The sequence below is a fragment of the Paraburkholderia sp. SUR17 genome (assembly GCF_029536165.1).
Classification (GTDB): domain Bacteria; phylum Pseudomonadota; class Gammaproteobacteria; order Burkholderiales; family Burkholderiaceae; genus Paraburkholderia; species Paraburkholderia kururiensis.
In genome coordinates, this window is the sequence record NZ_CP120509.1 from 604,404 (window position 1) to 618,367 (window position 13,964).

The 13,964-nt window shown below is 60.9% G+C and carries 16 protein-coding genes; 12 read left to right on the top strand and 4 right to left on the bottom strand.

Annotated elements, in window-relative coordinates:
- The first annotated feature begins 85 nt into the window (after positions 1–85).
- The 6 genes from P2869_RS20170 to P2869_RS20195 all read left to right on the top strand — a co-directional run bounded on the left by P2869_RS20170 (position 86) and on the right by P2869_RS20195 (position 4,534).
- On the top strand, positions 86–1,435 hold the full coding sequence (locus P2869_RS20170; protein ID WP_277599326.1) for an MFS transporter: 1,350 nt from the start codon (positions 86–88) through the stop codon (positions 1,433–1,435).
- Positions 1,435–2,379, top strand: coding sequence for an NAD(P)-dependent oxidoreductase (locus tag P2869_RS20175; protein WP_277599902.1), 945 nt, complete (start codon positions 1,435–1,437; stop codon positions 2,377–2,379). Before P2869_RS20170 ends, P2869_RS20175 begins: the two co-directional genes overlap by 1 nt.
- Positions 2,376–2,774 (top strand): cupin domain-containing protein, encoded by a 399-nt coding sequence (locus P2869_RS20180; protein WP_277599327.1) that lies wholly within the window; start codon positions 2,376–2,378, stop codon positions 2,772–2,774. The genes P2869_RS20175 and P2869_RS20180 overlap by 4 nt, the downstream gene beginning before the upstream one ends.
- Complete coding sequence (locus tag P2869_RS20185; RefSeq protein WP_277599328.1) at positions 2,771–3,541, top strand: carboxymuconolactone decarboxylase family protein; 771 nt, start codon at positions 2,771–2,773, stop codon at positions 3,539–3,541. The genes P2869_RS20180 and P2869_RS20185 overlap by 4 nt, the downstream gene beginning before the upstream one ends.
- Entirely contained in the window at positions 3,525–3,737 is a 213-nt protein-coding gene (locus tag P2869_RS20190; RefSeq protein WP_277599329.1) for a hypothetical protein, read from the top strand. Before P2869_RS20185 ends, P2869_RS20190 begins: the two co-directional genes overlap by 17 nt.
- 110 nt (positions 3,738–3,847) lie before the next feature.
- Positions 3,848–4,534, top strand: a complete 687-nt coding sequence (locus P2869_RS20195; protein WP_277599330.1) for a GntR family transcriptional regulator — start codon at positions 3,848–3,850, stop codon at positions 4,532–4,534.
- 15 nt (positions 4,535–4,549) lie between these two features.
- On the opposite strand, the gene tatA is transcribed toward P2869_RS20195, so the two are convergent.
- The 4 genes from tatA to P2869_RS20215 all read right to left on the bottom strand — a co-directional run bounded on the left by tatA (position 4,550) and on the right by P2869_RS20215 (position 7,631).
- Entirely contained in the window at positions 4,550–4,786 is a 237-nt protein-coding gene (tatA, locus tag P2869_RS20200; protein WP_277599331.1) for a Sec-independent protein translocase subunit TatA, read from the bottom strand.
- 77 nt (positions 4,787–4,863) lie between these two features.
- Complete coding sequence (locus P2869_RS20205; RefSeq protein ID WP_126875898.1) at positions 4,864–5,604, bottom strand: ABC transporter permease; 741 nt, start codon at positions 5,602–5,604, stop codon at positions 4,864–4,866.
- Entirely contained in the window at positions 5,601–6,548 is a 948-nt protein-coding gene (locus tag P2869_RS20210) for an ABC transporter ATP-binding protein (RefSeq protein ID WP_277599332.1), read from the bottom strand. Before P2869_RS20210 ends, P2869_RS20205 begins: the two co-directional genes overlap by 4 nt.
- A 21-nt stretch (positions 6,549–6,569) precedes the next feature.
- On the bottom strand, positions 6,570–7,631 hold the full coding sequence (locus tag P2869_RS20215) for an FAD:protein FMN transferase (RefSeq protein WP_346833765.1): 1,062 nt from the start codon (positions 7,629–7,631) through the stop codon (positions 6,570–6,572).
- A 463-nt stretch (positions 7,632–8,094) separates the two neighbouring features.
- On the opposite strand from P2869_RS20215, the gene nosZ reads away from it, so the two are divergent.
- From nosZ to P2869_RS20245, 6 genes are all read left to right on the top strand, one after another.
- Positions 8,095–10,062 (top strand): TAT-dependent nitrous-oxide reductase, encoded by a 1,968-nt coding sequence (nosZ, locus tag P2869_RS20220; protein WP_017773598.1) that lies wholly within the window; start codon positions 8,095–8,097, stop codon positions 10,060–10,062.
- A 108-nt stretch (positions 10,063–10,170) separates the two neighbouring features.
- Complete coding sequence (locus P2869_RS20225; protein ID WP_277599334.1) at positions 10,171–11,427, top strand: nitrous oxide reductase family maturation protein NosD; 1,257 nt, start codon at positions 10,171–10,173, stop codon at positions 11,425–11,427.
- Positions 11,420–12,331 (top strand): ABC transporter ATP-binding protein, encoded by a 912-nt coding sequence (locus P2869_RS20230; protein ID WP_277599335.1) that lies wholly within the window; start codon positions 11,420–11,422, stop codon positions 12,329–12,331. The genes P2869_RS20225 and P2869_RS20230 overlap by 8 nt, the downstream gene beginning before the upstream one ends.
- Positions 12,328–13,161, top strand: coding sequence for an ABC transporter permease subunit (locus tag P2869_RS20235; RefSeq protein ID WP_199542204.1), 834 nt, complete (start codon positions 12,328–12,330; stop codon positions 13,159–13,161). The genes P2869_RS20230 and P2869_RS20235 overlap by 4 nt, the downstream gene beginning before the upstream one ends.
- Positions 13,158–13,685: a nitrous oxide reductase accessory protein NosL gene (locus tag P2869_RS20240; protein WP_017773602.1), complete on the top strand. Its 528-nt coding sequence runs from the start codon at positions 13,158–13,160 to the stop codon at positions 13,683–13,685. Before P2869_RS20235 ends, P2869_RS20240 begins: the two co-directional genes overlap by 4 nt.
- A 10-nt stretch (positions 13,686–13,695) precedes the next feature.
- Complete coding sequence (locus tag P2869_RS20245; RefSeq protein ID WP_277599336.1) at positions 13,696–13,962, top strand: hypothetical protein; 267 nt, start codon at positions 13,696–13,698, stop codon at positions 13,960–13,962.
- Positions 13,963–13,964: the final 2 nt, after the last annotated feature.

The window sequence follows — 13,964 nt, forward strand, 5'->3', positions numbered from 1 at the left end:
CGGCGGCGCCCGGCACTTGCGCCACCGATGGCTATGCGGGGAAAACACGCGCGCCACGAGGCGCCGACAATGAACGGAGACAACGATGAAGACCCTGACAGCAGACGAAGTGGTACAGCGGGACAGCGATCAGTCGATCGAAACGAAGCGCCGCCATGCGATCAAAGGCGCGTTTTTTTCCGAGTTCATCGACATGTTCGATATCTATTTGCCGGTGGTCGTGCTCTCGCCGGTGCTGGCCTATTTTCAGCCGCCGCATCTGTCGAGCGGCATGGAGACGATTCTTGCGTCGCTGGTCTTCATCACGACGTTGCTGGGCCGGCCGGTGGGTGCGTTGCTGTTCGGCATGATCGCGGACCGGGTGGGGCGCCGCAGCGCATCCATCTGGTCGGTGTCGGGCTTCGGCATCGTCACGTTGCTGATTGCGCTGCTGCCGGGCTACCAGAGCATCGGGATCGTGTCGTACTGGTTGCTGGTGCTGCTGCGATTCGTCGACGGCATCTTCCTCGGCGGGGGCTATACCGGCGCGATGCCGCTCGCAATCGAGTACTCGAAGAAGTCGCAGCGGGGGTTCGTCGGCGGTTTCATCATTGCGGGCTTTCCGGCCGCTTACGTGACGATCAATCTGGTCGCGATGGTGATGTTCGTGTTGTTTCCGCTGAACGGCGTGAACTCGCCGTACGCGCAGTGGGGCTGGCGCGTGCCGTTCGTGATGGGTGCCGCGCTTGCGGGCATTCTCGCGCTGTACTACGTGCACAAGGTGGCGGAATCGGAAATCTGGAAGAGCGAGGCCGGCGACAAGCCGAAACAGGCGGAAAAACTGCCGTTGACCGACCTGATGCGCGGCCGCAGCGGACGTAACCTGCTTCAGGTGCTTTTGATGATGACCGGCTTCTGGCTCACGCAGAACATCATCACGATCTTTCTGCCCACGGGGATGCTCGTCAAGACGCTGCATCTGACGGGTTTCCAGATGACGCTCACGCTGATGATCACGTATTGCGTGCTGTTTTTCAGCTACATCGCCTCGGGCCTGATCGCGCAGCGCATCGGACGGCGGCGCTTTTTCGTGATCGTCGGTCCCGCCATCGCAACCGTGGGCGCAGCGCTGATGTACGCGCTTGCCACCATACAGGGGTTGTCGCTCGCGACGATCATCGTGTTGACGTGCCTGCTCGCCGTGCTCGTCACGTCTCCGTGGGGCGTCATCGTCACCTACATCAACGAGCGCTTCGTCACCGACGTGCGCGCAACGGGTTTCGGTGTCGGCTTCAGCCTCTCCGTGATCATTCCGTCGTTCTACGCGTTCTATATGAACTGGTTGAGCGCCTTCATGCCGTTGCATCTGACATCCGTCGTTCTGCTGACGGTGGGCGGCCTGATCGGCGCGATTGGAGCGTTGATGGGACCGGAAACGAAGGACGTCGATTTTTGATTCACCAACCACAGGAAACCGCAGAGATGAACAAGGAGCGGATCGGATTCATCGGCCTCGGCAACATGGGCGGCCGGATGACGCGGCGGCTCGTCGATGCCGGCATTGCCGTGCTGGGCTACGACGCAGCGCCGCAGCGGGTTGCCGCAGCGGGCGCGAAAGTCGCAGGCTCGATCGACGAGGTCGTGAAGTTTGGGGACGTTGTGATGATGTCGCTACCCGACAGCAAGGTTGTCGAGACGGTGGTCGAAGGCGAGGGCGGCGTGCTTGCGCACTGCCGTGCCGGGCAGATCGTCGTGGACCTGAGCACGGCGGCGGCCAGTTCGACGACACGGCTCGCAGAGCGCTTCGCGCAGGAAGGCGTTCAGTACGTGGACGCCGGCATCTCCGGCGGCGCGGCGGCGGCGGAGAAGGGCACGTTGACGCTGATGGTGGGTGGCGACGAGCACGCGGTGGCATCGATCGAATGGGCTTTTGCGCCCATCAGCGCGAAGGTCGCGTACATGGGCGCGAGCGGCGCGGGACATACGACCAAGCTGCTGAACAACTTCCTGAACGCGGTGAGCCTTGCAGCGAGCGCCGAGGTCATGGTTGCGGGCAAGAAGGCAGGCCTCGATCTGCGGTTGCTGCTGGACGTGCTGAACAGCAGCAGCGGCGTGAATTTCGCAACGCTGAACCGCTTTCCGAAGATCGTCGAAGGGGATTATCTGGAAGGCGGCCTCACGGGCAAGCTGATGACGAAGGATGTCGTGCTCTACGTGGATCGCGCGCGGGAGTTGGGCGTGGTGTCGCTGAACGCGGCCGGGCCGCTGGCGAGCTTCGGGCTGGGCACCGCGCTCGGCTACGGCGACGTGATCAGCAACCGGGTGGTGGATGCAATTGGCGATGTATCGGGCGGCGTCCGGCTGTTCGATGGCAAACGTAACGAGGAGAAGCAGCAATGAAGGTATTTCACGGCAGGGCCGAAGGCGGTCGTTCGGAGCAACGCGGCGAAACGTTCACCGGGACGGTGTTCGCAGACCCGGTCATGCCCGCGACGAACGGCGTGACGATCAATACGGTGTTCTTCGCACCGAAGGGCCGCACTTACTGGCACACGCACGAGCAGGGCCAGGTGCTTCAGGTGACGGCAGGCAAAGGCTGGATCTGCGTGGAGGGCGAGGTGCCGCAGGAAATCCGGCAAGGCGACATCGTGTTCATCGGGCCGAACGAACGCCACTGGCATGGCGCGAGCGACGCGAGCTACATGGTTCATATCGCGACCTCGCTCGGTAAGGCGACGTGGCAGGAGGAGGTCGCCGAGTCCGATTACCCGAAGGGGCTGGGTACGAACCCATGACGCGACCCACCGATCCCCAGCAGATCAAGGACGACTTCGTGCGGGTGCACGGCATCTGGAATGCAGCGTGGGAAAGCATGCTGCGTCTCGATCCGGGCTTCGTCGAGGCATACGTGCAGTTTTCGGCGGTTCCGCAGCGGCACCGTCATCTCGACGACAAGGTTCGCGAGTTCATCGCGCTCGCGGCGGACGCCTGTGCGACGCAGCTTTATGCGCCGGGTGTCGCGCATCACATCGAGCGTGCGCTTGCGTTCGGTGCGACGCGAGAGGAGTTGATGGAAGTGCTCGAACTGGTGAGTACGATCGGCATTCATACGAGTAACGTCGGCGTGCCGATTCTCCTCGAGGTGCTCGAGGAAGAAGGTTTGCGTGCAGCGCCGGCACCGCTGGACGAGCGTCGGCGCGCATTGAAAACGGCCTTCGAGACCCATCGCGGCTATTGGCATGCGACATGGGAAGGACTGCTTGAACTCGATCCCGATCTTTTCGAGGCTTACGTCGCGTTTTCGTCGGTGCCGTGGCGCACCGGTGTGCTGAGTCCGAAGATCAAGGAGTTCATGTACTGCGCGTTCGATGCCTCCGCGACTCACCTCTATGTGCCCGGGCTGAAGCTCCACATGCGCAATGCGCTGCGCTACGGGGCGACCGCCGGGGAGCTGATGGAGTTGCTCGAGATTGTGAGTACCACCGGCATCCACGGCGCCGAACTGGGTGCGCCTTTGCTTGCGGCGGCGCTCGAGAGACAGTGCCATGCTGCCGCGCCCTGAGGTGCCGATGCGCCCCGAACGTTTTCATCCAGCACGCGGCGAAGACCGGGCGTTTGCACGGACCGTTGCCGCTGAACCCGAGCGCAGAACGCATTCGGCGTTCCGTGCGCTTCAGGGGTTGCCACTTGCGCGGCTGGCATCCAACGGCGATGAACATGCACCGGTCCGCACGGTGGCCATTCTCGGCTACAACTAGACGGTCGACCGCATACGTCTGATTGCCCCGCCCGATCGTCATCGCGCCACAGGATCAGGTTGGAGTGAAGTATCATAGCGACTGGATTTTTGTCGGACGGGAAGACAATAATGTCGACTGATATCGAGTTGGTCCGGCCTGAGACGTTGCGGCACCAGGTCGAGAATGTGCTTCGCCAGGCGATCATGAGCGGCCGCTTCGCGCCGGGCGCGCGGTTGATCGAACGGGAATTGTGCGAGACGCTGGGCGTGAGTCGCACCTCCGTACGCGAGGCGCTGCGCAAACTGGAGGCGGAAAAGCTCGTGCGCAACGTGCCGCACAAGGGTCCGGTGGTGGCGGTGATGTCGCGCGAAGAAGCAGCCGAACTTTACGCATTGCGTGCGCTGCTGGAGGGCTTTGCGGCACACGAATTCGCCCGGCTTGCAAGCGACACGGCGATTGCGCAGTTCGGCGAAGCCGCGAAGGCGCTGCGCGCACAGGCGACCGCGCAAAACCAGTCCGGCGTGCTGGAAGCCAAGACCGCACTGTACGACGTGCTGCTGGACAACTGTGGTAATCGGCTCGTCAAGGAAATTCTGACGAGCCTTTATTCACGTGTGAATCTGCTGCGCGCGACCTCGTTGATGCATCCCGACCGGCTGCCGAGCAGCCTGAAGGAAATCGACCGGCTCTACAAGGCGCTGAAGGCGCGCGACGGCGAAGAGGCGCAGGCGCTCGCACGCCAGCACGTGCTGAATGCTGAAAAGGCCGCGATGCGCATGCTGGAAGAACAGGGCGACGCGCAGACTGCGTCATAGCAGTTGTTACTGCGCTCACTCTGCCAGCGTGCTTCGTTCAACGCCGGTTGCTCGCGGAGGCTCCGGGTTGTCGTGGCTCGGCAGTTGTTCCAGCGCTACGACGTCTCGCGCCTCGCCTTCGCGCATTCCTTCCTTGAAGCCTTTCACTGCGCCTCCCAGATCGCTTCCCAGGGTGCGCAGCTTCTTCGTACCGAACACCAGCGCAACGACCAGCAAGACAATCAACCAATGCCAGATACTCAACTCGCCCATAACCCATCTCCTCTACGTTGCTGAAGCAAAAATGATTGAGCGCGAGCAGCGCTCCACTGCCACAGAAACAGAAAACATCACACGTCGCGCCGACTGAGTCGTCGGGCGACAATCCATCCTGCCGCGATGAGGCACACTGCAAGCGCGGCAACCGATTGCACCGGCGCGATCGAAAATTGTGTCGTCAGCACACCTCGCATCAAATCGACACCGTATGCGGCGGGATCGTACGCGGCGGCAAAGCGGATCCACTGCGGTGCAAGATCGAGCGGATACAACCCTCCCGAGAGAAAAAACATCGGCAGGAGCAGCGTGTTCGATACGACCGGGAACACGATCACCGAGCGGAACGGCAACGCAAGTGCAAGCCCGAGCGCGGAAAAAGTCAGCGCAGCGAACGCCATCGCGCAGAGCAGAAGCATCAGGCGAGGCGCCGTCAACCCGATGCCAATGGCCGGCGAGAAGGGCAGCAGCAACAGGCTCTGCGCCCACGCGACCACTGCGCCCGCGCCGATTTTTCCGGCGGCGATCTCGATACGACCGAGTGGCGAGACGAGTAAGGCGTTCAGCAATCCTGTCTGCCGGTCATGCACGATGCCGATGGCGGCTGAGGTTGCCGTGAACATCAGCGAAAGCCCGACGACACCCGGAAAGATGTACGCCTGATAGCCGCTCACCTCCGCATAGGTGCCGCTCCTGAGCGCCGCACCGAGAACGAAAAGATAGAGCAAGGGCTGCGTAAGGCCGAACAGGATTCGCAGAGGCGATGCCCAGAACCGCTTCAGATCGAACCAGATGATGGCGGCGACGTTGCTCATGCGGGCACCGCTTTTGTCGCGTGAGAACGATGGCCGGCACGCATGGCGATGCAGTGCTCGACGATATTCCTGAGATCTGGCAATGCGGTCTCGGCGCCCAGCACACGAAAGGGCATGCGTTGCAGCAGCGCTGGCAGCATGGCGTGGGGGTCCGTTCCCGGCACGACCACGGTGTGGCCATCCACCGATACCGTATGGCCCTGTCCTGCAAGCCATCCTGCCGCTTCTTCGACGGCTGGTACCCGCAATCGGATCGTGGCGGGAACAGAGGTGCACATGGCCTGCCATGTATCGTCTGCGAGCATGCGCCCCTGGTGCAGCACGACCACGCGACTGGCGTCGCGCGCCTCGTCGGTATGGTGGGTGGAGCACAGTACGGTATGACCGTCTGCCACGAGCGTTCTGATTTCCGACCAGAACGCGTGGCGTGCCGCGATATCGAGACCTAGCGTGGCCTCATCAAGCAAGAGGATGCGAGGCCGCGCAATAAGTGCCCGCGCGAGTTCGAGCCGCCTGCGCTGCCCGCCCGAAAGGCATTGAACGGGTGTTGCGGCGAATGCATCGAGCCCCGATGCTGCGAGTACGTCGTCAACGCGCAGTCGCGCCGCGCTTCCGCTCAATCCCTGGCATTTCGAAATGAACCAGAGGTTGTCGCGCGCGCTCAGACGCGGTTCCAATGCGGACTCCTGAAACACGACGCCGATTCTCGAACGCACTTTATCGGGCTGGGTGAGCGCGTTGATGCCGTCGATGAAGATATGTCCGCTGCCTGGCATGGTCAGCGTTGCAAGAAGCAGGAGCAGTGTCGTCTTGCCTGCACCGTTGAGCCCTGCGAGCGCTACCAGCTCACCTTGCCCGATCGCCAGGCTGACGTCGTGCAGGATGGCGCGGCCGCCGCGCTGAACGCTCACCTTGCGCACGTCGATAGAGGGTTTCTCCGGCATATCGGGCAGCCTTCCAGTGTTTCAATCCAGACGTGCCGGGCGCAGCGACGGATCAGTGAAATGCACGCGTTCCGCCATGGCCGGGGATGCGAAAACGTGTCCCTGTGTGTCGACCAGCAGGACGGAGTCCACTCCTGTCTTGCGCGCAAGCGACATCGCCGTCGTGGCTCCCGCTACAAACGGCGCCTTGCTTGCGCCATCGGACAACGCGCCCGCATGCGGGCCGGGCTTCACGAGGACGGTCACCGACTCGCTCTGTGTGGCTGGAAAGCCGCTGCGTGGGTCGATGATGTGGCAATAACGCACGCCGTCCGCCTTGTAGAAGCGCACGTAGTCGCCGCTGGTGCCTATTGCCTCACCGTTACGCAGTTCGAGCGTCGCAAGCGTTCCTGGTTTGCGCGGGTCCTGGATGCCAACCTGCCACGGCACGCCGCCCTTGCTGCCGAGCGCGAGCAGGTTGCCGCCAACGTCGATCAACGCGTTTTCGACGCCGCGTTGCTTCAGGATCACGGCGGCTTCGTCCAGCGACCAGCCTTTCGCATAGCCGCCAAGATCAATCGACACCGCGCGGTTAGCGCTGCTAACCACACCCGTGGGCGAGATCGCAAGGTCCGTTATATGGGCATGCCGCGCTGCCTCTCGCTCCACCGCGTCGCGCGACGGTGGCACAACATCGAACTGGTCCGCCTGGAAGCCCCATAGCCGAATGAGCCGGCCGATGCCCGGGTCGAACAACCCCTCTGTGTCGAGCGATAGTTGTCGTGCCGAACGCAGAATCTCCGCAAGTTCCGCCGATGCCTGGAACGGCTCACCTGCTGCGATGCTGTGATTGAGTTGCATGACTTCCGACGGCTGCCATGCGTGCATTTCCCTATGCATTGCTTGAAAGTGTGCGAAAACCGCATCGGCATCCCGCTGAGCCTGATCGAGTGGCACGCCATAGAGCACTAATTGAACGCGAGTGCCGAAGACGTAAGTCCCCTGGATATACACTTCAGGCGTTCTGAGCGTAAGCCAAATCCCACCGGCAACAGCAATTGCGACGGATAGAAAGATCCAGATGACTCTTCGTGAATTGAACAATTTACAAACACTCTGAAGGGATTCACGGCTTGTGGCGCGGTCGCCGGGATGGCCTGACATCGAGTGGATTATTGTTTTTTCGAATATCCCTACACTTGATCTACATCAAGGACGCCAGACAGTCGCCCGCCCAGTGGGCTCCGCGCCCGATTGTCACATGTGCCACAAAAAAGATGCATCCCTAATACGTATTTTGAGATAGATCAAACCCGGTCGTTCGGTAGACCACCAAACTAGCCCCGTATAAAAGTTCCGCTAAATCACAGGAAATCTCAAATTCCTTTCAATTTAATTTCTCTTGATTTTTAACCGCGTTGTCTTTTGGAGAGTCGAGGCACGGGAATAACCCTGTTCTGTTTGTGGATGTGTCTTGTCGTGCCGTAGTCGGGAGGCCTGCCTTTTCGGGTATGAAAACAAAGCCGCCGGGCAACCGGCGTTGAACGAATTAATGAGTGAGAATGTGATGACTTTTTCAAAAGGAAAATCTGAAGAAGCTGTAGTTCCGCAAGATTCGGGGCGTCGCAGGTTCCTCGCTTCTTCGGCGGTTGCGGGCCTCGCGGGCGCGAGTCTCTCGCTCGGTCTTGCCGGTTGCAACAAGAGCGGCGGCGGCACCGCTGCCGCCGCAACAGGTGGTGCAAGCGGCGCCGAAGGCGCGGGTTCCGCCACTGCCATCAACTGGGACAAGTACGAGGTGCATCCCGGCAAGCTCGACACGTACTACGCGTTTTCGAGCGGTGGCCACTCGGGCGATCTTCGGGTCCACGGGCTGCCGTCCGGGCGCGAGATCCGGCGTATCCCGGTGTACAACATCGACTGCATGTCGGGTTGGGGCATCACGAACGAGTCGCGCAAGATCATCGGCACAAGGCCGAACGGGCAACTCAACTACTTCAACGGCGACACGCACCACGTCCATATGTCGTACACGGATGGCGTGTATGACGGCAAGTACATCTTCGTGAACGACAAGATCAACGCGCGCGTTGCACGCGTGCGTCTCGACACGATGGAGTGCGACGCGATCACGTCGTTGCCTAACGTGCAGGGTTTTCACGGCATTTTCCCGGACAAGCGCGACCCGCTCGACGAGAAGATCAACTACACGACGCGGGTGTTCTGCGGCAGCGAGTTCCACATTCCGCAGCCCAACGACGGTCGCGACCTGAACGACCCGAAGAAGTATTTCTGCCTGTTCACCTGCGTCGATGCGAAGACAATGCAGCCGCGCTGGCAGGTGAAGATCGACGGCAACCTCGATCTCGTGGCCACTTCGTACGACGGCAAGCTGGCCTGCTCGAATCAGTACAACACGGAAAACGGCGTCCACTACGAAGAGATGATGGCGGCCGAGCGCGATGCCTGCGTGTTCTTCAACATTGCGCGTATCGAGGAAGCGGTGAAGAACGGCAAGTTCTTCCACATCGGCAATTCGCAGGTTCCCGTTGTAGACGGCACGCACGTGGCCAACGCAGATCCGAAGACTGCGCTCACCTGCTATGTGCCTGTACCGAAGAACCCGCACGGCGTGAATGTCTCGCCGGACGGCAAGTATTACGCGTGCTCCGGCAAGCTGTCGCCAACCGCAACGCTGATCTCGCACGAGCTGGTGCTCAAGTGGTTCGACGGCGGTTTGAAGGAACCGCGGGACACGGTTGTTGCCGAGCCCGAGATTGGGCTAGGACCGTTGCATTCGGGTTTCGACGGCAAGGGCTTCTGCTACACGACGCTCTTCCTCGACAGCCAGATCGTGAAGTGGGACCTGGACGCAGCGATGAGGTCGTACAAAGGCGACAAGAATGCGAAGGTCGTGGTCGACCGCATCGACGTGCATTACCAGCCGGGGCACGGCTTCACTTCGATGGGCGAGACGCGGGAACCCGATGGTCAATACTTCATTTCGGACAACAAGTTTTCCAAGGATCGGTATCTTCCGGTCGGCCCGCTTCACCCGGACAGCTCGCAGCTGATCGACATCAGCGGCGAGAAAATGCAACTGGTTGGGGATCACCCGCTCTACCCGGAGCCGCATGACTCCATCATGGTTCGACGCGACATTATCAAGACGCGGCAGATCTATGATCTGAACGAGTTCCCGCATGCGGTCAAGAGTCCGAAGGAAAACCGTGTCGAACGTCAGGGCCGCAAGGTCACGGTGTATCTGACTTCTCAGGCACCGACGTTCGGTCTGCGTGAATGGACGGTGAAGAAGGGCGATGAGGTCACGATCATCCTGACGAATCTGGACAAGGTCGAGGACTTGACGCACGGCTTTGCTATCCCGTTCTACAACATCAGCTTCGTCGTCCATCCGCAGCAGACCCAGTCCGTCACGTTCATTGCCGACAAGCCTGGGGTGTTCTGGTGCTACTGCACCAACTTCTGTCACGCGTTGCACCTCGAAATGCGCTCTCGAATGCTCGTGCAGGCATAGCGTCAATACATGTGCCGGTAGTGGAAAGCGAGGCAGGGGGAATCTCCCCTGCCTCGCGATGACGGGCGCGCGTGCAAATTGAATAACCCCTGTGGTTGGTTGGCCAGAATGCCGAAGTTCTCACTCGCTGCGATGTTTGTGTTTGCGACGCTGCTCGCGCAGACCGCCGCGGCCGCCACGCTGGCCGTTCATCCCGGCGAGCGAATCGGCGCAGCCATCGAAGCAGCACAGGCGGGGGACACGATCGTTGTGTACGGGGGGCACTACGGGGAGAACCTGAGGATCACGAAGCGCATCACGCTGCAAGGAGTAGGTCGGCCCATGATCGATGGACACAATGCGGGCGATGTCATTCGCGTTGCCGCGCCGGACGTGAGAATTACCGGCCTTGCCATCGTGAACAGCGGAGCCAATCTCACCGCGCAGAACGCCGGCGTTTACGTGCAACCCGGTTCGGACAGAACCGAAATCGACCACTGCGAACTCGTCTACAACCTGTTCGGGCTCTGGATCGAGAAATCGGCAGACGTGCATGTGGAGGACAACCTGGTTGTGGGCAAGCGCGACTTGCGCTCGCCGGACCGCGGCAACGGCATCCAGCTTTACAACACAACCGGCGCGCAGATCGTGGGCAACACCATCAGCTATTCGCGCGATGGCATCTACGTCGATGTCTCGCATCACGCGCTTTTCAAGGGCAACACGATTCACGACGTTCGATACGGTACGCACTACATGAATTCGTACTACAACGTGTGGGACGGTAACGACGTGTACCACAATCGCGGCGGTCTCGCGATCATGGAAGCGCGTAACCAGGTCGTGAAGAACAACAAGGTGTGGGGCAACACCGATCACGGAATCATGCTTCGCACCGTGCAGGATTCGGTGGTGGAGAACAACGTTGTGGCTGGCAACCAGCGCGGCTTTTTCATCTACGACGCCGAATACAACACGATTCGCCGCAATCTCGTCGTGGACAACGCGATCGGCGTGCATCTGTGGGGCGGCTCGGTTCACAACAACGTGACCGGCAACGACTTCATCCAGAACCGGGAGCAGATTCGCTACGTGGCCGCGAACGACGTGTCGTGGCCTGGCAACTACTGGAGCGACTACTTCGGCTGGGACCGGCGCGGGCGCGGCGTGGGCGATATCCCCTATACGGCGAGCGATCTTGTCGACCGGCTGACCTGGCGCGTCCCGGCGGTGAAGGTGTTGATGAACAGCCCGGCCGTGCAATCGCTGCGCTTGATTGCCCAGCAGTTCCCGCTGATGGCGGTGCCGAGCGTTGTCGATGACACACCGCGGATGCAGCCGTTGCACGCCGCCTGGGTGAAGTGGATGGGGAAGCAGCATGATTGAACTCACTGGCGTCGCCAAATCTTTCGGCGCGTTGCGCGCGGTCGACGGTGTCGATCTGAAGATTCAGAAGGGCGAGTTGTTTGGCCTCATCGGCCGCAACGGCGCGGGCAAGAGCACGTTGTTCCAGCTCATGCTGGGGCTTGTCTCGCCCGATGCCGGCCGCGTTCAGGTTGACGGTGAACTTGTGGACGGCCCGCGGTTTCAAGCCGTACGGCGAAAACTCGGCTACTTGCCGGAGAACGTCGTGCTTTACGACAACCTCACCGGGCTCGAGACGCTGCACTTCTTCGCACGACTGAAGGGCGTCAAAACAGCGGCATGCAAGGCGCTTCTCGATCAGGTGGGATTGAGCCACGCTGCAGGCGCTCGCAAGGTACGCGAGTACTCGAAAGGAATGAGGCAGCGGCTAGGCTTTGCACAGGCATTGCTCGGCAACCCGTCACTTCTGTTTCTTGACGAACCGACGAATGGTCTGGACCCCGAAGGCATTCGCGAGTTCTATCGAATCCTGAAGACCCGGCAGCAGGATGGAACCACCATCGTCATCACGTCGCACATCCTCGCCGAAATCCAGCAACGCGTAGACCGTCTAGCGATTCTGCACAGCGGCAGCATTCAGGCGGTGGGCAGCGTGCAGACGCTGCGCGGCAAGACAAATCTGCCGCTGTCCATCGAGGTGCTCACGCATTCGGAGGACGTTGGCCCGCTACAGGCCGCGTTGAACCGGGCGCCGTTCGGAAAACTGACTATCCGCGAGCGTCTCATCGCATTTCAATGTCCACGCGACGCGAAGATGGCTGCGATTGCGGCGCTGTCGCCGTTGTCCGATCGGATCGCCGACCTGCAAATCCAGGAGCCGTCTCTCGAAGACGTGTTCCTCGGCTATACGGGAGCAAGCGCATGAGCGTGTTCAGCCGTTCCCACTGGGCACAAATTGGCGTGATCGCCGGCAAGGAGTTCCACGACCGCATTCGTAGCCGCTGGGTGCTTGCCGTGTCGCTTGTTTTTGCGGCGTTCACGCTTGCCACCTCGTATTTCGGCGCAGCCGCACAAGGCTCAGTCGGCTTTCATGGCATCGAGCCGCTGATCGCGAGCCTGGTCAGCCTCACCATCTACCTGTTGCCGTTGATCGCGCTGATTCTCGGTTTCGATGCACTCGTAGGCGAGCGTGAGCGCGGCACGCTGAACCTGTTGCTCTCGTATCCCATCAATCGTGTTCAGTTGCTGCTCGGCAAGTATGCGGGTCTCGCGGCGGCGCTGACCTGCGCCACGCTTGCAGGCTTCGGGCTGGCCGGCATCGTGATCGCCGTACGCGCGCCTGCGGCCGACTGGTATCAGTACGCCGGCTTCGTCATTAGCGCCGTGCTGCTCGGCTGGGTGTTCCTGAGCCTCGCGGTGTCCGCGTCGGTATTTTGCGCAAGCCGTACTTCGGCGAGCGGTGTCGCCATTGGCTTGTGGTTCTTCTTCGTGCTTGTCTACGACTTGCTGCTGCTCGGCGCATTGGTCGCAACGGGCGGTGCCGTACTCGGCCCGCTGTTTCCGCTGCTGCTGATGCTCAATCCCGCGGACATCTTCCGCATCCTGAACATATTCGGGCCGGCTGACCTGCACACGATGTACGGCCTCGTCAGCGTGTTTCCCGCGTCGCTCGCCGAGCCGCTTCTTCTCGGTCCAGTGATGCTCGCGTGGATCGCGGCGCCGCTCGGCCTTGCCGCATGGAGATTCAATCGATGAACTATCGCTTCTTCAAGACCACTATCGCGACGGCTATTGCAGTGCTCGCCATCGTGGTGACATCCGGATGCCAGAACGAATCGGCATCGTTGCCTCCGCCGCACGAGATTACCGACTCGACCGTGAGCGTGCTCGACGGCATGAGCCTGAAAGATTATCCCGGCCCGAAAGCGCAGATTCTCTACGCAGACGGACAAGCGGACTTCTTCTGCGACACGTTGGGGCTGTTCTCGGTGTATCTGCGCCCGGAGCATGACCGTAAGGTTCGCGCGATGTACGTGCAGGACATGGGAACAGCGGATTGGGAGCACCCCACCGGTCATTGGATCGACGCGAAGCAGGCGACCTACGTAATCGGTTCGAAAAAACCTGGTGCAATGGGCCAGACCTTCGCGTCGTTCGCAAACAGGCGTGACGCTGAGCAATTCATGAAATCCGAGGGCGGGAAGCTGTATCGCTTCGATCAGGTCACGATCGACATGGCGACAACCGATGGCGGCGTGGTCAAAGACCACAACATGTGAGGGAGTAGAGATGACGCAATTTTTTCAGAACGTGCCTTCGGAAGCGGCGATGCAGATCGACGCGCTCAGTCGTGTGCTGTACGACCTGCGCGAAGACCGCAAGCTGATCCTCGCGCAGTACGGTGCAGGCGACGAAGAAAATCTGCTCGCACTCATCGAGTCTGGCGATGTGGGAGAGCACCCGGCCTATGAACATTACCTTGGCGCAAAAACGCTTGCACATACGCGCGAAATCATTCGCGAACAGTTGCGCGAACTGCTCGCGACGGGAGTCTGACG

Excerpts from the sequence above, each read along its gene's own strand:
- P2869_RS20225 (WP_277599334.1), top strand. The coding sequence starts at position 10,171 with ATGCCGAAGTTCTCACTCGCTGCGATGTTTGTGTTTGCGACGCTGCTC.
- P2869_RS20180 (WP_277599327.1), top strand. The coding sequence starts at position 2,376 with ATGAAGGTATTTCACGGCAGGGCCGAAGGCGGTCGTTCGGAGCAACGC.
- P2869_RS20205 (WP_126875898.1), bottom strand. The coding sequence starts at position 5,604 with ATGAGCAACGTCGCCGCCATCATCTGGTTCGATCTGAAGCGGTTCTGG.
- P2869_RS20170 (WP_277599326.1), top strand. The coding sequence starts at position 86 with ATGAAGACCCTGACAGCAGACGAAGTGGTACAGCGGGACAGCGATCAG.
- tatA (WP_277599331.1), bottom strand. The coding sequence starts at position 4,786 with ATGGGCGAGTTGAGTATCTGGCATTGGTTGATTGTCTTGCTGGTCGTT.
- P2869_RS20190 (WP_277599329.1), top strand. The coding sequence starts at position 3,525 with ATGCTGCCGCGCCCTGAGGTGCCGATGCGCCCCGAACGTTTTCATCCA.
- P2869_RS20245 (WP_277599336.1), top strand. The coding sequence starts at position 13,696 with ATGACGCAATTTTTTCAGAACGTGCCTTCGGAAGCGGCGATGCAGATC.
- P2869_RS20185 (WP_277599328.1), top strand. The coding sequence starts at position 2,771 with ATGACGCGACCCACCGATCCCCAGCAGATCAAGGACGACTTCGTGCGG.
- nosZ (WP_017773598.1), top strand. The coding sequence starts at position 8,095 with ATGACTTTTTCAAAAGGAAAATCTGAAGAAGCTGTAGTTCCGCAAGAT.
- P2869_RS20240 (WP_017773602.1), top strand. The coding sequence starts at position 13,158 with ATGAACTATCGCTTCTTCAAGACCACTATCGCGACGGCTATTGCAGTG.
- P2869_RS20195 (WP_277599330.1), top strand. The coding sequence starts at position 3,848 with ATGTCGACTGATATCGAGTTGGTCCGGCCTGAGACGTTGCGGCACCAG.
- P2869_RS20210 (WP_277599332.1), bottom strand. The coding sequence starts at position 6,548 with ATGCCGGAGAAACCCTCTATCGACGTGCGCAAGGTGAGCGTTCAGCGC.
- P2869_RS20230 (WP_277599335.1), top strand. The coding sequence starts at position 11,420 with ATGATTGAACTCACTGGCGTCGCCAAATCTTTCGGCGCGTTGCGCGCG.
- P2869_RS20235 (WP_199542204.1), top strand. The coding sequence starts at position 12,328 with ATGAGCGTGTTCAGCCGTTCCCACTGGGCACAAATTGGCGTGATCGCC.